This is a genomic window from Streptomyces flaveolus, assembly GCF_000716535.1.
Classification (GTDB): domain Bacteria; phylum Actinomycetota; class Actinomycetes; order Streptomycetales; family Streptomycetaceae; genus Streptomyces; species Streptomyces flaveolus_A.
This window is the reverse complement of the sequence record NZ_JNWV01000033.1, coordinates 67,468-85,980: the sequence shown is the minus strand read 5'-3', so window position 1 is coordinate 85,980 and position 18,513 is coordinate 67,468. Positions and strand designations below refer to the sequence as shown.

At 73.1% G+C, this 18,513-nt stretch carries 13 protein-coding genes and 1 pseudogene; 11 read left to right on the top strand and 3 right to left on the bottom strand.

Features of this window, described 5'->3' with window-relative positions:
• Nucleotides 1-57 precede the first annotated feature (57 nt).
• Together OO52_RS32350 and OO52_RS32345 are read left to right on the top strand one after the other, a co-directional pair.
• Nucleotides 58-1,728 (top strand): MFS transporter, encoded by a 1,671-nt coding sequence (locus tag OO52_RS32350; protein ID WP_030650182.1) that lies wholly within the window; start codon nucleotides 58-60, stop codon nucleotides 1,726-1,728.
• Nucleotides 1,729-1,828: 100 nt separating this feature from the next.
• Entirely contained in the window at nucleotides 1,829-3,019 is a 1,191-nt protein-coding gene (locus tag OO52_RS32345; protein ID WP_030650180.1) for an acyl-CoA dehydrogenase family protein, read from the top strand.
• A gap of 39 nt (nucleotides 3,020-3,058) precedes the next feature.
• Here OO52_RS32345 and OO52_RS32340 read toward each other — a convergent pair whose 3' ends face one another.
• Complete coding sequence (locus tag OO52_RS32340) at nucleotides 3,059-3,496, bottom strand: cell division protein SepF (RefSeq protein WP_030650178.1); 438 nt, start codon at nucleotides 3,494-3,496, stop codon at nucleotides 3,059-3,061.
• Nucleotides 3,497-3,762: 266 nt separating this feature from the next.
• Between OO52_RS32340 and OO52_RS32335 the strand changes: the two genes are divergently transcribed.
• Nucleotides 3,763-5,028 carry a DUF5685 family protein gene (locus tag OO52_RS32335; protein WP_030650176.1) on the top strand — a complete coding sequence of 422 codons (1,266 nt, stop codon included), beginning with the start codon at nucleotides 3,763-3,765 and terminating at the stop codon, nucleotides 5,026-5,028.
• A gap of 107 nt (nucleotides 5,029-5,135) precedes the next feature.
• On the opposite strand, the gene OO52_RS32330 is transcribed toward OO52_RS32335, so the two are convergent.
• Nucleotides 5,136-6,083 carry an ABC transporter substrate-binding protein gene (locus OO52_RS32330; protein WP_420711432.1) on the bottom strand — a complete coding sequence of 316 codons (948 nt, stop codon included), beginning with the start codon at nucleotides 6,081-6,083 and terminating at the stop codon, nucleotides 5,136-5,138.
• Between the two features lie 436 nt (nucleotides 6,084-6,519).
• On the opposite strand from OO52_RS32330, the gene OO52_RS32325 reads away from it, so the two are divergent.
• The 8 genes and pseudogenes from OO52_RS32325 to OO52_RS32290 all read left to right on the top strand — a co-directional run bounded on the left by OO52_RS32325 (nucleotide 6,520) and on the right by OO52_RS32290 (nucleotide 18,132).
• A complete protein-coding gene (locus tag OO52_RS32325; protein ID WP_030650172.1) occupies nucleotides 6,520-7,377 on the top strand; it encodes an amino acid ABC transporter permease in 858 nt (285 codons plus the stop codon).
• Nucleotides 7,374-9,134: an FAD/NAD(P)-binding protein gene (locus OO52_RS32320; RefSeq protein ID WP_030650170.1), complete on the top strand. Its 1,761-nt coding sequence runs from the start codon at nucleotides 7,374-7,376 to the stop codon at nucleotides 9,132-9,134. Before OO52_RS32325 ends, OO52_RS32320 begins: the two co-directional genes overlap by 4 nt.
• Nucleotides 9,131-9,892, top strand: a complete 762-nt coding sequence (locus tag OO52_RS32315; protein ID WP_030650167.1) for an amino acid ABC transporter ATP-binding protein — start codon at nucleotides 9,131-9,133, stop codon at nucleotides 9,890-9,892. Before OO52_RS32320 ends, OO52_RS32315 begins: the two co-directional genes overlap by 4 nt.
• Nucleotides 9,893-10,120: 228 nt before the next feature.
• A complete protein-coding gene (locus tag OO52_RS32310; RefSeq protein ID WP_030650165.1) occupies nucleotides 10,121-11,209 on the top strand; it encodes an LLM class flavin-dependent oxidoreductase in 1,089 nt (362 codons plus the stop codon).
• Between the two features lie 395 nt (nucleotides 11,210-11,604).
• On the top strand, nucleotides 11,605-12,402 hold the full coding sequence (locus tag OO52_RS32305; protein ID WP_030650162.1) for a DUF1684 domain-containing protein: 798 nt from the start codon (nucleotides 11,605-11,607) through the stop codon (nucleotides 12,400-12,402).
• 192 nt (nucleotides 12,403-12,594) lie between these two features.
• Complete coding sequence (locus OO52_RS32300; RefSeq protein WP_030650159.1) at nucleotides 12,595-13,497, top strand: S1 family peptidase; 903 nt, start codon at nucleotides 12,595-12,597, stop codon at nucleotides 13,495-13,497.
• Nucleotides 13,498-13,698: 201 nt separating this feature from the next.
• Complete coding sequence (locus OO52_RS32295) at nucleotides 13,699-17,139, top strand: DNA polymerase III subunit alpha (protein ID WP_030650157.1); 3,441 nt, start codon at nucleotides 13,699-13,701, stop codon at nucleotides 17,137-17,139.
• A pseudogene (locus OO52_RS32290) lies at nucleotides 17,136-18,132 on the top strand (DNA polymerase Y family protein). Before OO52_RS32295 ends, OO52_RS32290 begins: the two are co-directional and overlap by 4 nt.
• Here OO52_RS32290 and OO52_RS32285 read toward each other — a convergent pair.
• Nucleotides 18,110-18,484: a cupin domain-containing protein gene (locus tag OO52_RS32285; protein WP_030650154.1), complete on the bottom strand. Its 375-nt coding sequence runs from the start codon at nucleotides 18,482-18,484 to the stop codon at nucleotides 18,110-18,112. The pseudogene OO52_RS32290 and the gene OO52_RS32285 sit on opposite strands and share 23 nt — an antisense overlap.
• Nucleotides 18,485-18,513 lie beyond the last annotated feature (29 nt).

Sequence of the window (18,513 nt, the reverse complement as noted above, 5' to 3'; positions counted from 1 at the left end):
GGAGTCCCCACCCCCGTCGGTCCGCCCCACACGAGGGATCATCTGGGAGGTACGTACATGTCCGGGACGACCACGGCTGCCGTACGGCCGCGCCGTCGGGCGCCCGGGGCAGGTGCCAACCGCTGGGTCGTCCTCGTCGTGCTCTGCGTCAGCCTGCTGCTCGTCGCGCTCGACGCGACCGTGCTGCACGTGGCGGTCCCCGCCGTCACCGAGGACCTCAAGCCCGGCGCCATCGAACTGCTCTGGATCGTCGACGTCTATCCGCTGGTCTGCGCCTCGCTGCTGATCCTCTTCGGCACCCTCGGCGACCGGGTCGGCCGCAGACGCGTCCTGCTGCTCGGCTACGCCCTCTTCGGGGTCGCCTCCGCCGTGGCCGCGTTCGCGCCGACCGCCGAGATGCTCATCGTCGCCCGCGCGCTGCTCGGCGTCGGCGGCGCCATGATCATGCCGGCCACCCTGTCGATCCTGCGCCAGGTCTTCCCCGACCGGCGCGAGCGCGCCCTCGCCATCGGCGTCTGGAGCGCGGTCGCGGCGGTCGGCGCGGCGGTCGGACCGCTGCTCGGCGGCTTCCTGCTGGAGCACTTCTGGTGGGGCGCCGTCTTCCTGGTCAACATCCCGCTGATGCTGGTGAGCCTCCCGGTCGGCCGGGTGCTGCTGCCCGAGTCCCGGGGCGACGGCGCGGGCCCCTGGGACGTGACCGGCGCACTGATGGCGGCGGCCGGGCTGTTCGGCGTGGTCTTCGGCGTGAAGCGGCTCGGCGGCGGGGAGGCGGTCGCGAGCCCCTTGACCGTGCTGCCCCTGCTGATCGGCGCCGCCCTCCTCTTCTTCTTCGTACGGCGCCAGCAGCGGCTCCCGCATCCGCTGGTGGACCTGTGCATGTTCCGCCGGCCCGCGTTCAGCACCTCGGTGGGCTGCATCGTGCTGGCCATGCTCGCGCTGGTCGGCCTGGAGCTGATCGCCGCCCAGTACCTGCAACTGGTGCTCGGCCTGTCCCCGCTGCAGACCGGCCTGAGACTGCTGCCCCTCACCCTCGCCGCGATGGCGGCCGGCCTCGCCGGGGCGCGCATGCTGCGCCGCTTCGGTCCGCGCCGCATGGTGTGCTTCGGCTTCTGCCTGACGGCCGCGGCGGTGCTGACGCTGACGGGCATGGGCGGCACCGACGACCCGACGCTGCTCCTGGCCGGCTTCGTGCTGCTGGGCTTCGGTCTGGAGACCACGCTCTTCGGGGCCTACGAGTCGATGCTCAGCGAGGCCCCGCCCGATCAGGCCGGCGGCGCGGCGGCGATCGGCGAGACGTCGTACCAGCTCGGGGCCGGTATCGGCATCGCGCTGCTGGGCAGCGTGATGAACGCGGCCTACACGCCGGGGCTGCGGTCGGTGCCGGGCGTGCCACGGCCCGCCTCGGATGCGGCGGGCCACTCGCTCGGCGAGGCCTACGAGGTCGCCGGACGGCTCGGCGGCACGGCCGGGGCGGCGCTGCGCCGCGCGGCGCGGGACTCCTTCGTGCACGGGCTGCATGTCACGCTGCTGGTGAGCGCGGGTCTGTTGCTGCTGGGCGCGGTGATGGCGCTGCGGCTGCCGTGGCTCATGCAGTGCGGCGAGGCTCCGACGGACGAGGCTCTGGCGGGCGGGGAGTCGGCGGGCGGCGAACCCGCGGCCGGCGAGCCCGCGCTGCCTTCGCCGCGCGAGGCGGAGACCGCGGCCGGGAAGCCGCGGGTCACCGCCTGACCTCCTCTGGACGTGCGGGACACTGCACCGTAACGTCGGCCGGAGAGCCGTGACTAGCGCTGCTAGTTTTGCCGACGTTCCGTGTCCCGGAGGGTGTTCCATGTCCGCGTCCGCGAAGCTGCCCCCGTTCGATGCCGCCGACCCGCTCGGGATCGACGACCTGCTGGAGCCGGAGGACCTGGCCGTCCGGGACACCGTCCGCACCTGGGCGGCCGACCGTGTGCTGCCGTACGTCGCCGACTGGTACGAGCAGGGCGAACTGCCCGGCATCCGGGACCTCGCCCGCGAACTCGGTTCGATCGGCGCCCTCGGCATGTCCCTCACCGGCTACGGCTGCGCGGGCGCGAGCGCCGTCCAGTACGGCCTGGCCTGTCTCGAGCTGGAGGCGGCCGACTCGGGCATCCGGTCGCTGGTCTCCGTGCAGGGCTCCCTCGCGATGTACGCCATCCACCGGTTCGGCAGCGAGGAGCAGAAGCTCGAATGGCTGCCCCGCATGGCGGCCGGCGAGGTGATCGGCTGCTTCGGGCTGACCGAGCCCGACCACGGCTCCGACCCCGCCTCGATGCGCACCCACGCCAAGCGGGACGGCGACGACTGGGTGCTGAACGGCCGCAAGATGTGGATCACCAACGGCTCGGTCGCCGGGGTCGCCGTCGTCTGGGCGCGGACCGAGGAAGGCATCCGCGGCTTCGTCGTCCCCACCGACAGTCCCGGCTTCTCGGCACCGGAGATCAAGCACAAGTGGTCCCTGCGCGCCTCCGTCACCAGCGAACTCGTCCTGGACGACGTACGGCTGCCCGCCACGGCCGTGCTGCCGGAGGTCACCGGTCTGCGCGGACCGCTCAGCTGTCTGTCGCACGCCCGCTACGGCATCGTCTGGGGAGCGATGGGCGCCGCGCGCAGCAGCTTCGAGGCGGCCCTCGACTACGCGCGGTCACGGGAGCAGTTCGGGCGGCCCATCGGCGGCTTCCAGCTCACCCAGGCCAAGCTCGCCGACATGGCGGTCGAACTGCACAAGGGGATTCTGCTCGCCCACCATCTGGGGCGGCGGATGGACGCCGGCCGCCTGCGTCCCGAGCAGGTCAGCTTCGGCAAGCTCAACAACGTCCGCGAGGCCATCGAGATCTGCCGTACGGCGCGGACGATCCTCGGTGCCAACGGGATCTCCCTGGAGTACCCGGTGATGCGGCACGCGACCAACCTGGAGTCGGTCCTCACCTATGAGGGCACCGTCGAGATGCACCAGCTCGTGCTGGGCAAGGCGCTCACCGGGCTCGACGCCTTCCGGTGAGGCCCGGTGGGGAGGCGGGGCCGGTGCGGCGGCCCTGCCTCAGCTCTGGTTGAAGAAGCCGTCCGAGCGGTGGGCGGACGCATCGCCGCTGATGATCTCGGTGTCGGCCGGGGTGAGCAGGAACACCCGGTTCGAGACGCGGTCGATCGAGCCGCGCAGACCGAAGATGAGCCCCGCCGCGAAGTCCACGACCCGCTTGGCGTCGCCGGGCTCCATGTTGGTGAGGTTCATGATGACCGGGACCCCGTCCCGGAACAGCTCGCCGATGGCGCGGGCGTCCCGGAAGCTGTCCGGGGTCACCGTGCCGATCCGGCGGCCCTTCTCCTCGGCCGTGTCCGTGGCCACCTTCACCCGGGGGTCGGTGACCCAGGCGTCCCCGGACTCGGTGCCCTCGGAGTAGTCGTCGTCGTAGTAGCGCTCGTCATCGTTGTCGTCGACGAGGCCGAGCCACGCACTCGCCTTGCGTACCGATCCCATGGACGCCTCCTCTCACAGCGGTCTTTCTTGCTTTCCGCATCCCTATGGTCATCCATGATGCGGACGGCGCGCCAAGTGGATAGACGCCGCGCGGGGGGTTTGTGACGGTACTGGTGCACAGCGGATCCGTCGAGAGTCCTTGTGCCCCAAGGGTCGAGACTCATACGGCTGCTGACTGAGAGTGAAATATGATTGTCTGCGGCGGACGGGTGATGCACGGTGCGTACGGGTGAACGCCAACGTCGTATCACAGTACGGGGGATGATGTGTTCGGAATCGTCAGGCCTTGCGCCCACCGGCTCGGTGAGCGGCTCAAGGCCGACTGGATGGCGCACTTGTGCGGGCTGTGCCTGTCCCTGCGCCGCGACCACGGTCAGCTCGCACGAATCGTGACAAATTACGACGGGCTTCTCATATCGGTCCTGACAGAGGCTCAGACGGGCCCGCTGAGCGGCACCCGCCGTACGGCCGGGCCGTGTGCGCTGCGTGGCATGCGGACCGCGTCCGTCGCCCAGGGTGAGGGTGCTCGGCTCGCCGCCGCCGTCTCCCTCGTGCTCGCCTCCGCGAAGGTGCGCGACCACGTCGCCGACCGTGACGGACTGCTGGCCCGGGCGCCGGTCGCCGCCGCCGCGCGCCGGGTCGCCGCGAACTGGGGCCGGGCCGGGGAGCGCGGCGGGGCGGCGGTCGGCTTCGACACCGGCGTCCTCGTGGACGCCGTCGACCGGCAGCCCGGCGTGGAGGCCCTGGCCGGACTCGGCACTCCGGTCCTGACGGTCACCGAGCCGACCGAGACCGCGACCGCCGCGGCCTTCGCCCACACCGCGGTGCTGGCCGGGCGGCCGGACAACGCCGGGCCGCTGGCCGAGGCCGGACGCCTCTTCGGCCGCCTCGCCCACCTGCTGGACGCGGTGGAGGACCAGCGGGCCGACGCCCTGTCGGGTGCCTGGAACCCGCTCACCGCCACCGGCACGCCCCTCACCGAGGCGCGCCGGCTCGCCGACGACGCCCTGCACGGCATCCGGCTCGCCCTCCGGGAGGCCGAGTTCCGCGACGGCCGGCTCGTCCACCTCCTCCTCGTCCACGAACTGCGCCGCTCGGTGGACCACGCTTTCGGCACGGCACCGGTGTGCGCGGCGCACCAGCCGGGCGCGCCGCAGGGTCCGTACGCCCCGGGGCCGTACGGTGCCGGAGTACCGCAACAGCCGTACGGCGCCGGCAATCCGCAGGGCGCCGGTGCCCCGCTCCCGGGCAATCCGTATGCCGGCGGCGGTTCTCCCGGCGGGGGCGGCGGCTTCGGCGGAGGCGGCGGTGGTTTCGGGGGCGGCTTCGGGCCGCCGCCCGAGCCGGTCAAGGGCCGCCGCGGTTTCTGGGCGGGCTGCGGGATGTTCTTCGCGCTGTGCTGCACCTGCAAGATGTGCTGCGCCGAGGAGTACGAAGGACCGTGGTCCCGGAAGAAGCGGGAGGGCTGCTGCCGGAACTGCGACTGTGCCTGCGACGGCTGTGACTGCTGCTGCCCGTGCGACGGTTGCTGAGACCGCTGCCGACGCCCACCGGGGGCAGTGCACCCCGGCCGTCGCCCGCCCGCGCCTCGGCTTCTCCTAAAAGGACCTGATCGTGCGACGCCTGAGAGCGGGAGACGTCAGTTCCTCAGTTCCGGCGGGCTGATCCGCGACTTCTCGATCGCTGAACCCGTGGTGCCCCACTTCTCGAGGATCCTGTCGTAGGTGCCGTCGGCCAGCAGCTTGTTCACCGCCGCCTGGAACGCCGGCGCCAGTTTCGTGCCCTTCTTGAAGGCGAAACCGACGTCCAGGCGGTGGTACTCGTTGAGGAACTTCAGGCCCCGCTGGTGCGCCACGGCGTACCGCAGGCCGTTGATCGTGGACATCACGATGTCGCTGCGGCCCTGCTGGAGCGAGGACCAGATCGCGCTCGACTCGGCGTACGTCTGCACCCGGTACGGCTTCTCGCCCGCGTCGGCGCACACGTGCTTGCCGGCCTCCAGCGTGGCCTCGAACGTCGTGCCGGCACCGGTCGCGACGTTCAGACCGCACAGCTGCTTCAGATCGGTGATCTTCGCAAGCTTGCTGTCCTCGCGGGTGGCGAAGCCCTGGCCGTCGTTGACGTAGGTGACGAAGTCGATGGTCCTGCGGCGCTCGTCCGTGACGCCGAAGTTGCTCGCGCCGAAGTCGTACTTGCCGCTGTCCAGGGCGGGCAGGATCGCCTCGAAGCTCGCCTGCTCGATCCTCAGCCTGATGCCGAGCGCCCGGGCGACCGCCTTGGCGAAGTCGACGTCCTGGCCGGTCAGGGTCGTGCCGTCGGCGAGGTAGGTGGTGCCGGGCGGGGTGCCGCCGACGCTGACCGCGACGGTGAGGCTCGTGGTGCCGGCGGGCAGCAGCTTCGCCGCGGCGTCGTCCTTCCGCACCGCGGAGACGACGTCCGTGGTGGGCACCTCGTCGGTCTCGGCCGCCACCCCGGAGGCGTCCGTACCGCCCGTACCGCCGGACCCGGAGCCGCAGGCGGTGAGGAGCAGCGCGGCCGAGGTGATGGCGACAAAGGGCATGAAATGGCGATAAGTGGGCGTGCGCATCGGGTAGCGGTCTCCTGAGGCGGAAGGGTGTGCGGAAACGCGAGGGGAGGGGTGCGCGTGTGAAGGCGGAGAACAGGCCGGGAACCGGCGGGAGAACGCGAGCAGGCCCGCCCGGTGGGCGGGCGGGAGCAGGGGGTCAGCTCAACAGGACGAGGACCACACGCGACCGAAGTCGATGTGGGAGCGGGTGACCAGCCACTGCTGTGGACGCATGGGCCAAGTGGAACAGGCATCCGGTTCCGCGTCAACCGACTTGAGATGTACGGCTCACAGTCTGGACAACCTTGACAGCGGGCGGAAACGCCCACGTACTCTCGACGCACGGCCCTGCTGAGGGGCTCGGCCGTACCGCGCCGCACGGCGCGCCCCGTGTGAAGGCACCACCCGTTCTGACGACTCAGCGCGTCCTCGGCGACGCGCGTCACGGAGCCTTCGCATGTCATCCGACACCCTCGCCAAAATCCCCGCGGTCCCGGACACACCCGAGCCCGCGGACGCCCCGCGGATCGTCCCGCAGCGCCGGTACGGCCAGTGGGCGGCGGCCGTCGTCGTCCTCGCGCTGCTCGGGTTCGCCGTCAACTCCGTCGTCCACAACGAGGCGTTCCAATGGGACGTCGTCGGCGACTACTTCACCTCGGACTCCGTCCTGCGCGGGCTGTGGCTCACGCTGTGGCTGACCGCGGTCGTGATGGTCCTCGGCTTCGCCCTCGGCACCCTGCTCGCCGTGTTCCGGCTCTCCGCCAACCCCGTGCTCCGGGCGGTCAGCCGGGGATACGTGTGGCTGTTCCGCTCCATCCCGATCCTGGTGCAGCTGCTGCTGTGGTTCAACATCGGGGCGCTGTACCCGCGGGTGTTCGGCGTGAGGACCGTCGACCTGCTCACCCCGGTCGCCGTCGCGATCATCGGCCTCACCCTGCACGAGGCCGCCTACGCCGCCGAGGTCGTCCGCGGCGGCATCCTCTCCGTCGACCGCGGGCAGATCGAGGCCGCCCAGGCGCTCGGTCTGAGCCGGTGGCGTCGCTGGCGGCGGATCGTGCTGCCGCAGGCGATGCGCGCCATCGTGCCGCCCGCCGGCAACATGCTGATCGGCACCCTCAAGGGCACCTCGATCGTCAGCGTCATCGCCGTCGACGACCTGCTGTTCTCCGCCCAGTTGATCTACCACCGCACCTATCAGGTGATCCCGCTGCTGATGGTCGCCACCCTCTGGTACGCCGTCGTCACCTCCCTGCTGGGCATCGCCCAGCACTACGTGGAGAAGCACTACGCGCGCGGCACGGAGAACGCGCGATGAGGCAGCAGCTCGTCATCGTCGGAGCCGGGCCGCGGGGGACCGGCCTCCTCGAACGCCTCGCCGCCAACGCGCCCGACCTGTACGCCGGTCCGGGCCTCGACATCCACCTGGTCGACCCCCATCCGCCCGGTGGCGGGCGCATATGGCGGCAGGCGCAGTCGCCGCTGCTGTGGATGAACTCGCAGGCCGAGGACGTCACCATGTTCACCGACGACACGGTGGCCATGGCCGGACCGGTGCGCGAGGGTCCGACCCTGCACGAGTGGGCCCGGCTGGACGGCCGTACCTTCCCCGACCGGCAGCTCCAGGGCCGCTATCTGCGCTGGGTGTACGAACGGGCCGTCGCCGACCTGCCCCCGAACGTCACCGTCCACCACCACCCCCACCGCGCGCTGCGGGTCGACGGCCCCCGTAAGGGCCGCCAGCGGGTGTGGCTGGAGGGCCGCCGGCACCCGCTCCCGGCCGACCTGGTGATCCTCGCCCTGGGCCACCTTGACAGCGAACTCGACGCACAACAGAGCGAGTTGGCTGCGTACGCCCGTGAGCACGGCCTGGTGCACCTGCCGCCCGACTTCACCGCCGACAGCGACCTGTCCGCGCTGGCGCCCGGCGAACCCGTCCTCGTCCGCGGCTTCGGACTGGCCTTCGTGGACCTGATGGTGCTGCTCACCGAGGGGCGCGGCGGACGGTACGAGGGCGGGACGTACCGTCCCTCGGGGCGGGAACCGGTGCTGTACGTCGGCTCGCGGCGCGGAGTGCCGTACCACTCGAAGATCGGCTACGACTGGACCGGCGACCGGCCCCCGCTGCCCCGCTTCCTCGGTCCCGCCGAGGTGGCGGAGCTGCTGGCCCGGCCCCAAGGCTTCGACTTCCGGCGCGATGTGTGGCCCCTGGCCGAGAAGGAGCTGGGCTTCGCCCACTACCATCGGCTGTTCACCGCCCACCCCAAGCGTACGGCGATGGCCTGGGCCGACTTCGAGGAGAAGTACGCGGCGGCCGGCGACCCCGCCGAAATCCGGGCGCTCGTCGCCGCCGCCGTACCGGACCCGGCCGACCGGCTCGACCTCACCGCGCTCGACCACCCCCTGGACGGCGTGCGGTACGCCTCGCACGACGCCTTCCAGGACGGGCTCAGGGGCTACATCGAGGACGACCTGCGACGCCGCCACGATCCCGCCCACAGCCCCGACCTGGCCGTCTTCCTCGGGCTGCTCTCCGTCTACGGGCAGCTGGTGCGGCTCGGGGACATCGGGTCCTGGTGGCACGGGTTCTTCAGCTACCTGGCGTCCGGGCCGCCCGGGCCCCGGCTGCGGCAGATGCTCGCCCTGTCCCGGGCCGGACTGCTGCGGTTCGTCGGGGCCGGCATGGCCGTCACCGCCGGGGACGGGGTGTTCCGGGCCACCAGCCCCACCGTGCCGGGCTTCTCCGTAGAGGCCCGGGCGCTGGTGGAGGCCCGGCTGCCCGCGCCCACCGTCCGGCGCGCCCGCGACAGCCTGTTGCGCGCACTGCACGCCGACGGTGCCGCCGAGACCCCCGACGGGCTGCTCCGCGTCGAGCCCGGCGACGGCCGCGTCCTCGACCGTGCCGGGCGCCCGCACCCCCGGCGCTTCGCGCTCGGCCCGTACACCGACACCCGCGCCCCCGGCGCCTTCACCCGCCCCCGCACCGGCGGGCCCGCGTTCCGGCAGAACGACGCGACCGCCCGGGCGGTGCTGGCCTTCCTCAGCGGCTCACTCGTAAAGGAACTCGCGCGATGAGTGTCATGGTCGACATCAGGTCGGTGCACAAGAGCTTCGGCTCGCTCGACGTGCTCCGGGGCATCGACCTCCAGGTGCGCGCCGGTGAGGTCACCGTCGTGCTCGGCCCCTCCGGCTCCGGCAAGTCCACGCTGCTGCGCACCGTCAACCACCTGGAGAAGGTGGACCGGGGCGAGATCAGCGTGGACGGCGCGCTGATGGGGTACCGGCGGGCCGGGAACAAGCTGTACGAGCTGCCCGAGCGCGAGGTGCTCCGGCAGCGCACCCGGATCGGGTTCGTCTTCCAGAACTTCAACCTCTTTCCGCACCTCACCGTCCTGGACAACGTCGTCGAGGCGCCGGTGTCCGCGCTGAAGCGGCCCCGGAAGGCGGCGCTGGAGAGCGCGCACCGGCTGCTGGAACGGGTCGGGCTCGGGGACAAGGCCGACGCCTATCCGCGGCAGCTGTCCGGCGGGCAGCAGCAGCGGGTGGCCATCGCGCGGGCGCTCGCGCTGGAGCCGAAGCTGTTGCTGTTCGACGAGCCGACCTCGGCGCTCGATCCTGAGCTGGTGGGGGAGGTGCTGGACGTCATCCGGGACCTGGCGGCGCGGGGGACGACGATGATCGTCGTCACGCACGAGATCGCGTTCGCCCGGGAGGTCGCCGACACGGTGGTGTTCATGGCCGACGGGCGGATCGTGGAGCGCGGGGCACCGGACGAGGTGCTGGGCGCTCCGCGGGAGGAGCGGACTCGGGCGTTCCTGGCGAAGGTGCTCTGAGGTGCGGGCTGTGGCCGTCGGGCGCGGTGGGTCCGGCACCGCCGGCCCGCGCCGCCGTGGCGACTCGCCGTTGCGGCGACGACAAAGCGGGCGGTGGTGCTCGCAGTTGCGGCGGCCGGGGGTGCGGTGGTGCTCGGGGGTCCGGCGGCGACCAGGGGTGCGGTGGTGCGACAGGCTGGGGCGGCGACCAGGGGTGCGGTGGTGCCCGGCGGTGCGGAGGTGCCCGGTATGAGCGGGCTGCCGCATCTTGCCGCCGCGCTCGATCTGCCAGGGGTTCTCGACGCCGACGCCGGGGCCTACGTCGAGCTGGCCCGGCTCGCCGAACGCGGGGGCCTGGACTTCGTGACGCTGGACGACTCCTTCGCGCGGCCGGGGCCCGACGCGCTCGGCGTGCTGTCCCGGGTGGCGTCCGCGACCCGGCGGATCGGGCTCGTGCCGACGGTCACCACCACGCACACCGAGCCCTTCCGGGTCCCGGCCGCCGTGGCCACCCTGGACCGGGTCAGCCGCGGCCGGGCCGGCTGGCGGGCCGACGTGTCCGGCGCCGAGGGCGAGGCCCGGCTGTTCGGCCGCCGGCACGCCGCACCTACCGGGACGCTGTGGCAGGAGGACGGCGAAGTCGCCGACGTGGCGGCCAGGTTGCGGGACGGCTGGGAGGACGACGCCGAGATCCGGGACGTGGCCGACGGCCCCTCCCTCGACCGGGACCGGCCGCACCGCGCCGACGTCACCGGCCCCGCCGTCCCGGTCCGGGGCCCGTCGACCGCGCCCCTGCCACCGCGGGGGCACCCCGTCCGCGTGGCCGACGCCACCGACGGCCCCGCCCGCGCGGTCGCCGCCCGCTACGCGGACGTGGCCCTGGTGCGCGTCGCCGCCCCCGCCCAGGCCGCCGGTGTACGGGACGAACTGCGGGAGCGGGCGCGGGCGTCCGGGCGCAACCCGGACGCCCTGCGGGTCCTGGTGAGCCTGCTGGTGGATCTGGGCGACGGCGAGCACGCGGCCGAGCCGGGACACGGGGGCGGCGGTCCGCGGCCCACCGGGCGGGGCCCGCTGTACCGGGGTGGCCCGGTCGACCTCGCGGAGCTGGTGGCCGCCTGGCACGCCGACGGGGTCACCGACGGCTTCCACCTCGTCCCCGTCGAACCGCGCCGCGATCTGGAGCGGCTGGTCAACGGCACGGTGGCGCTGCTCCAGCACCGCGGTCTGTTCCGCACCTTCTACCCGGGCAGCACCCTGCGCGAGCACCTGGGCCTGCCCCGGCCCGCCCACCGGTGCGCCGCGCCCGGGGCGACGGCCGTGACGGGGGGAACGTCGTGACCGTACGGCGGCGTACGCATCTGACGGTCGCGCATCCGGGGGGGGGGCCGTTCGAGCGGAGGACCTGCATCCGGGGAGCGTGCGATCGGGGGTCGTGCGTCCCGGGGCCGACGACGCCTGCGGGGCCGGCCCGGTCGCAGGGCCCGGTACGGCGCCGTATGGGCCGGTGCGCCCGCCGGGTCGCGGCTCGTGTTCGCCTCCTCGCAGCGGCTCGCCCGTGCCGCCGGGCGCGGCCCGTTGTGGACGCCGTCTTCGGCGGGCCGTACGAACTCGCCCGCGGGCGCGGCGCGTTCCGCGCGGAATACCGGGGCGGCGCACACCGCTCCCCTCTCGGGCCGTCCTCGCCGGTACCTCCGGTGGGGGAAGGCTGATCATCGATGAAAGGAACCGATGGCATGACGACCGACGCGTCCGACGCCTGGAAGCGGTGGCACGAGCAGCGCGTGGAGCGGGTCTCGGCGCCCTACGGGCCGCTCGCGCTGACCGCGACGCACTGGATCGAGGACTATCCGGATGGTCGAATTCCGGACATTCCCGGGAAGTGGGTGGCGGACGAGGGCGGGGTGGTGCTCACCGCCGCCGGGACCGACGGCCTGACGGTGGACGACCGGCCCTTCGCGGGTGAGACCAGGCTGGCCGCCGACCGTGGCCCGGAGGCGGCGGCGAGGGTCGCTTTCGGCGCGAAGCGGCTGGTCGTGCTGGTGCGCGAGGGCGTCTGGGGGGTACGGGTGTACGACCCCGGCTCCGCCGCCCGGCAGGCCTTCCGGGGCATCGAGGCCGGGCCCTACGACCCCCGCTGGTCGGTGCCGGGGCGGTTCACGCCGTACGACGGCACGCGGACCATCCGGCTCGGCAACGCGGACGGCCGCGAGCGGGCCTTCGAGCTCGCCGGCGAGCTCGCCTTCACCCTGGCCGGACAGGAACGGACGCTGAAGGTCGCACGGCAGGGCGACGGGCTGCTGTGGGCGGTGTTCGCCGACGCCACCAGCGGTGCCACGAGCTTCCGGTTCCGCTTCCTCTTCTCGCCTGCCCCGGACGCCGAGGGGCGCACGACCGTCGACTTCAACCGCGCCCAACTCCCGCCGTGCGCCTTCGCCGACCACTTCATCTGCCCCTTCCCGCCCCCCGGCAACACGCTGGACGTGGCGATCGAGGCGGGGGAGCGCCACTTGAGCGGGCCGCAGCCGGCGTAGCCGGCCTCAGCCGAACGTGCGGGACCGGTCCGACGGCCGAAAGGCACCCTTGTGCCGACCGGCCGTTCGGCCGAATACTCCCCCTCAGCGCTTGTCAGGGGCATGCATATTCACATCCGGTCGAGCCCCTGGCTGCGCCTCACGGGCCCCGACCCCACGCGGGCCCCCGACTTCCCCAGGAGGGAACGACAAGTGAGGATCAAGCGCACCACTCCCCGTGGCGGTACGGCGAGACGGGTCCGGCTGACCGCCGTGGCCACCGGCTTCCTGGCCGCGGCCGCGTTCGCCGCCCCCACCGCGAACGCCAGCGACGTCCACACGTTCAGCGCCACCCAGCTCACCAAGGCGAGCGACTCCGTCCGCCAGGCCGACGTCCCCGGCACCGCCTGGGCGGTGGACAGCAAGTCCGGCCGCGTCGTCGTCACCGCCGACAGCACGGTGTCCCAGGCCGAGATCGCCAAGATCAAGAAGCAGGCCGGCGCCAACGCCGACGCCCTGGTCGTCAAGCGCACACCGGGCAAGTTCAACAAGCTGATCTCCGGCGGCGACGCCATCTACGCGAGCAGCTGGCGCTGCTCGCTGGGCTTCAACGTCCAGGACTCCAGCGGCAACTACTACTTCCTGACCGCCGGGCACTGCACCGACGGCGCGGGCACCTGGTGGTCGAACTCCTCGCACACGACCACGCTCGGCACCACGGCCGGCTCCAGCTTCCCCGGCAACGACTACGGCATCGTGCGGTACACGAACAGCTCGGTGACCAAGTCCGGTGCCGTGGGCAGCCAGGACATCACCAGCGCGGCCACGCCCTCCGTGGGCACGACCGTCTACCGCCGCGGGTCCACGACCGGTACGCACAGCGGCCGCGTCACCGCGCTCAACGCCACGGTGAACTACGGCGGCGGAGACATCGTCTCCGGCCTGATCCAGACCACCGTCTGCGCCGAGCCCGGCGACTCCGGCGGCCCGCTGTACGGCGGCACCACGGCCTACGGTCTGACCTCGGGCGGCAGCGGCAACTGCACCTCGGGCGGTACGACGTTCTTCCAGCCCGTCACCGAGGCGCTGAGCGCCTACGGGGTGCACGTCTACTGACGCCTCGCCCCCGCTGACGGACGACACCGGGAAGCCCCCGCACGCGCACCGCGTGCGGGGGCTTCGTGGCGCGTTTGCGCAGGTGAGAGGCGCTCGAACGGATGTCGTACACATGTTCGGGAATGGGGGTATGGTGGTGGTGGGGAAACTGGGAACTGATGTTCGAGAGCCGTTCGGGGCTCACGAGTGCGGGAGGTGTGCGTGCCGGGCTTCGCGCATCTGCGCACCGTCTCCGGGTTCTCCTTGCGGTACGGGGCGTCCCATCCGGAGCGGCTGGCCGAGCGTGCCTCCGAGCGGGGGATGGACGCCCTCGCCCTGACCGATCGCGACACCCTCGCCGGGGCGGTGCGCTTCGCCAAGGCCTGCGCCGGCGCGGGGGTCCGTCCGCTGTTCGGGGTGGACCTCGCGGTGGCGCCGCCCGAGGGCGTACGGCGTGACCGGCGGCGGACGCCGGTGCGCGGGGGCGCCTTCGTGGACGAGTCGGCTCCTCGCGCGACCTTCCTCGCCCGGGACGGCGCCCGTGGATGGGCCGATCTGTGCCGGCTCGTCACCGCGGCGCACGCGGGGGAGGGTACTGCGCTGCTTCCCTGGGCCGGCAACCGCGGCGACGGTCTGGTGGTGCTGCTCGGGCCCGGGTCGGACGTGGGGCGTGCGCTCGCCGCCGGGCGGCCCGACCGGGCGGCCGAGCTGCTCGTGCCGTGGCGCGAGATCCACGGTGACGCGCTGCGGCTGGAGGCCGTCTGGCACGGCCGTACCGGTACGGGTGCCGGTTCCCTGCGGCTGGCGGCCCGCACCGTCGGGTTCGCCGCCGAGCAGGGGGTGCGGCCGGTGCTCAGCAACGCCGTCCGGTACGCCGATCCCGGGATGGGGCCGGTCGCCGACGTGCTGGACGCCGCGCGACGGCTGGTGCCGATCGACCCCCGGGGAGAGCTGGACTCCGGCGAGGCGTGGCTGAAGGACGCGCAGACCATGCTGGGCGTCGCCGAGCGGGTCGTGGAGGCCGCCGGGTTCCGGCGGGACACCGCCCACCGGCTGCTGGAGCAGACGCTGGCGACGGCCGCCGAGTGCCGGGTCGATCCCGAGGGCGACCTCGGCATCGGTACCGTCCACTTCCCCGAGGCGCACCTCGTCGGCGCAGGCCGGCGCACCGCGCAGCGGGCGCTCGCCTCGCGGGCGGCGGAGGGAATGCTGCGGCTCGGGTACGGCGGGCGGCGCGCGTACTGGGAGCGGATGCACGACGAGCTGGACATCATCGCCCACCACGGCTTCGCCTCCTACTTCCTGACGGTGGCCCAGGTGGTCGACGACGTACGGGAGATGGGGATCCGGGTGGCCGCCCGCGGCTCCGGGGCCGGGTCGCTCGTCAACCACCTGCTCGGGATCGCGCACGCCGATCCGGTCGAGCACGGGCTGCTCATGGAGCGCTTCCTGTCCAAGGAACGCGTGGTGCTGCCGGACATCGACATCGACGTGGAGTCCGCGCGCCGGCTGGAGGTCTACCGGGCGATCATCGGCCGGTTCGGCAGCGAGCGGGTCGCCACCGTCTCCATGCCGGAGACCTACCGGGTCCGGCACGCGATCCGGGACGTGGGCGCCGCGCTGTCCATGGACCCGGCCGAGATCGACCGGGTCGCCAAGTCCTTCCCGCACATCCGGGCGCGCGACGCCCGCGCGGCGCTGGAGGAGCTGCCCGAGCTGAAGCGGCTCGCGAGCGAGCTTCAGCGGGAAGGGGAACGGTTCGGCAGGCTGTGGGAGCTGGTCGAGGCGCTCGACGCCCTGCCGCGCGGGGTCGCCATGCACCCGTGCGGGGTGCTGCTGTCGGACGCCTCCCTGCTCGCCCGTACGCCGGTGGTGCCGACCAGCGGTGAGGGCCTGCCCATGTCGCAGTTCGACAAGGAGGACGTGGAGGATCTCGGGCTGCTCAAGCTGGACGTGCTGGGCGTGCGGATGCAGTCGGCGATGGCGCACGCGGTCGCCGAGGTGGAGCGGGTGAGCGGGGAGCGGATCGACCTGGACGCGGTGGAGCCGGGGGACCCGGAGACGTACCGGCTGATCCGGTCCAGCGAGACGCTGGGCTGCTTCCAGATCGAGTCGCCCGGTCAGCGGGACCTGGTGGGGCGGCTGCAGCCGAGCACCTTCCACGACCTGGTCGTCGACATCTCGCTGTTCCGGCCCGGTCCCGTCGCCGCCGACATGGTGCGGCCGTTCATCGAGGCGCGGCACGGGCGGGCGCCGGTGCGCTACCCGCACCCGGATCTGGAGGAGCCGCTGAAGGGGACGTACGGGGTCGTCGTCTTCCACGAGCAGATCATCGACATCGTCTCCATCATGACCGGCTGCGGGCGCGGAGAGGCCGACCGGGTGCGGCGCGGGCTGTCCGACCCCGAGTCGCAGGGGCGGATCAGGGTGTGGTTCGCCCAGCAGGCGGCGGCCAAGGGGTACGGCGCGGAGACGATCCGGCGGACCTGGGAGATCGTGGAGGCCTTCGGTTCCTACGGCTTCTGCAAGGCGCACGCCGTCGCCTTCGCCGTGCCCACCTACCAGTCGGCGTGGCTGAAGGCCCATCATCCGGCCGCCTTCTACGCCGGGCTGCTCACGCACGACCCCGGGATGTACCCGAAGCGGCTGCTGCTGGCCGACGCGCGGCGACGCGGGGTGCCGATCCTGCCGTTGGACGTGAACGTCTCCGGAGTCGCACACAGGATCGAACTGGTGTCTGAATCACCGGCGGTGTGGGGACTGCGGCTCGCCCTCTCCGACGTCCACGGCATCAGCGAGGCCGAGGCGAAGCGGATCGCGGACGGGCAGCCGTACTCCTCGCTGGTGGACTTCTGGGAGCGGGCCCGGCCCAGCCGGCCGCTCGCCGGGCGGCTCGCGCAGGTGGGCGCGTTGGACGCCTTCGGCGCCAACCGGCGTGATCTGCAACTGCATCTGACCGAGCTGCACCGGGGCGCCCGGACCAGCGGCGGTGGTCAGCTCCCGCTGGCCGGCGGACGGAAGACCGCGCCGGCCGGGCTGCCGGACCTGACCTCGGCGGAGAAGCTCAGCGCCGAGCTGGGCGTGCTGTCCATGGACGCCTCGCGCAATCTGATGGACGACTACCGCACGTTCCTCGACGAGCTGGGCGTGGTCTCCGCGCGCCGGCTGCGCGAGGCCCGGCACGGCGAGACCGTGCTGGTCGCGGGCGCCAAGGCGGCCACCCAGACCCCGCCGATCCGCTCCGGCAAGCGGGTCATCTTCTCCACCCTGGACGACGGGACGGGACTGGTGGACCTGGCGTTCTTCGACGACTCGCACGACGCGTGCGCGCACACCGTCTTCCACTCCTGGCTGCTGCTGGTGCGCGGAGTGGTGCAGCGGCGCGGCCCGCGCAGCCTGAGCGTGGTCGGCTCCGCCGCCTGGAACCTCGCCGAACTGGTCGAACTGCGCGCCGGGGGCGGCCTGGACGAGGTGGCGGCGCGGCTCGCCGAGCCGGTGGCGCGGGGCGCGGACGGCGACCCGACCGGTGGGCGGCGGATCCAGCTGTCGACCGGATACGAGATGCATCCGTGGGCCGATCTGCGGCCCGCGGGGCAGGAGGCCGCACAAGGGCCTGCTGCGGTACGGAAGTTGTGGCACCAGAGTCCGGGGAGTGCGGGATGACCATTCTCTGCGTACGTTTCCAGCTACCGCCGGTGTACGAGGCGGCCCTGCCGGAACTGCTCGGGCTGCTGGAGGAGTTCACCCCGGTCGTGGAGGCGCTGCCGCCGGACGGGGCGCTGGCCGATCTGCGCGGTGCCGAGCGGTACTTCGGGCGCAGCGCGGTGGAGCTGGCCTCGGTGATCCGGGTACGCGCCCTCGCGCGGTACGGCGTCGACTGCGCGATCGGTGCCGGGCCGGGCCCGATGCTGGCCCGCGTGGCGCTGCGCGCCGCCCGGCCCGGGGTGACCTGCGCGGTGCCCGAGGACGCCGTCGCCGAGTTCCTCGCCGACAAGCCGGTCTCCGTGCTGCCCGGCGTCGGCGCGGCGACCGCCCGCACCCTGGACGAGTACGGCCTGGACACCCTGGGCCGGGTCGCCGCCGCGCCGTTGTCCACGCTCCAGCGGCTGATCGGCGCGAAGGCGGGCCGGGAGCTGCGGGAGAAGGCGAGCGGCCTCGACCGCGGCCGGGTCGTCCCGAACGCCGTCTCACGGTCGCTGGTGACGGAACGGGCCTTCGGCATCGACGAGTTGGACCCCGACCGGCACCGCCGGGCGCTGCTGTCGGCCGCCGAGGAGATCGGCTCCCGGCTGCGCGCGGTGGAGAGGGTCTGCCGCACCCTGACCCTCACCGTGCGCTACGCCGACCGGTCCTCGACCACCCGCAGCCGCACCCTGCGGGAGCCGACCGCGCACTCCGCGGATCTGACCAGGGCGGCCTACGGCCTGTACGAGGCGCGGCCTGCAACGCGCCCGGGTCCGCGCGCTCGCCCTGCGCGCCGAGGGCCTGGCCCCCGCCGACCAGGCCTCCCACCAGCTCACCTTCGACCCCGTGGACGAGAAGGTCCGCCGGGTCGAGGAGGTCGCGGACCGCGCGCGGGCGAAGTTCGGGCCACGGGCGGTGATACCGGGGACGCTGGCCATGGTGTGCGCGCTCAGTTGGCCCACGGCGGCGTGACGCGCGTGCCGTCGGTCAGGTGCGCCTCCAGGCCGATCGAGGTGGTGACCCAGGAGATCGCGGTGTGGTCGGTGGGATTCTCGACGGCCAGGGTCGCACCGGGATTGACGATCACCGTGTCGCCCGCCGCGACCCGTTCGGTGTGACCGTCGAGTGTCATCAGCAACTCCCCGACGAGCAGGTGGAAGATCTCCTCCCGGTTGACGGTGTGGGCGGGTGCCTTCGTCCCGGGCGGGATCTCGCCGCGCCAGGCGCACAGTTCCCTGCTGCCGGTGAGCGGGGTGGCGTACGAGACGAAGCGGGCGCCGTGGATCTCGTGGGTGACGGCTTCCGAGGAGCGGACGACGGGCATGGTGACGATCTCCGTTCAGGCCGGGGGTG

What these genes read in the sequence shown, in the direction of transcription:
- OO52_RS32350 (WP_030650182.1), top strand. Translation starts at nt 58, where the DNA reads ATGTCCGGGACGACCACGGCTGCCGTACGGCCGCGCCGTCGGGCGCCC.
- OO52_RS32345 (WP_030650180.1), top strand. Translation starts at nt 1,829, where the DNA reads ATGTCCGCGTCCGCGAAGCTGCCCCCGTTCGATGCCGCCGACCCGCTC.
- OO52_RS32340 (WP_030650178.1), bottom strand. Translation starts at nt 3,496, where the DNA reads ATGGGATCGGTACGCAAGGCGAGTGCGTGGCTCGGCCTCGTCGACGAC.
- OO52_RS32330 (WP_420711432.1), bottom strand. Translation starts at nt 6,083, where the DNA reads ATGCGCACGCCCACTTATCGCCATTTCATGCCCTTTGTCGCCATCACC.
- OO52_RS32325 (WP_030650172.1), top strand. Translation starts at nt 6,520, where the DNA reads ATGTCATCCGACACCCTCGCCAAAATCCCCGCGGTCCCGGACACACCC.
- OO52_RS32320 (WP_030650170.1), top strand. Translation starts at nt 7,374, where the DNA reads ATGAGGCAGCAGCTCGTCATCGTCGGAGCCGGGCCGCGGGGGACCGGC.
- OO52_RS32315 (WP_030650167.1), top strand. Translation starts at nt 9,131, where the DNA reads ATGAGTGTCATGGTCGACATCAGGTCGGTGCACAAGAGCTTCGGCTCG.
- OO52_RS32310 (WP_030650165.1), top strand. Translation starts at nt 10,121, where the DNA reads ATGAGCGGGCTGCCGCATCTTGCCGCCGCGCTCGATCTGCCAGGGGTT.
- OO52_RS32305 (WP_030650162.1), top strand. Translation starts at nt 11,605, where the DNA reads ATGACGACCGACGCGTCCGACGCCTGGAAGCGGTGGCACGAGCAGCGC.
- OO52_RS32285 (WP_030650154.1), bottom strand. Translation starts at nt 18,484, where the DNA reads ATGCCCGTCGTCCGCTCCTCGGAAGCCGTCACCCACGAGATCCACGGC.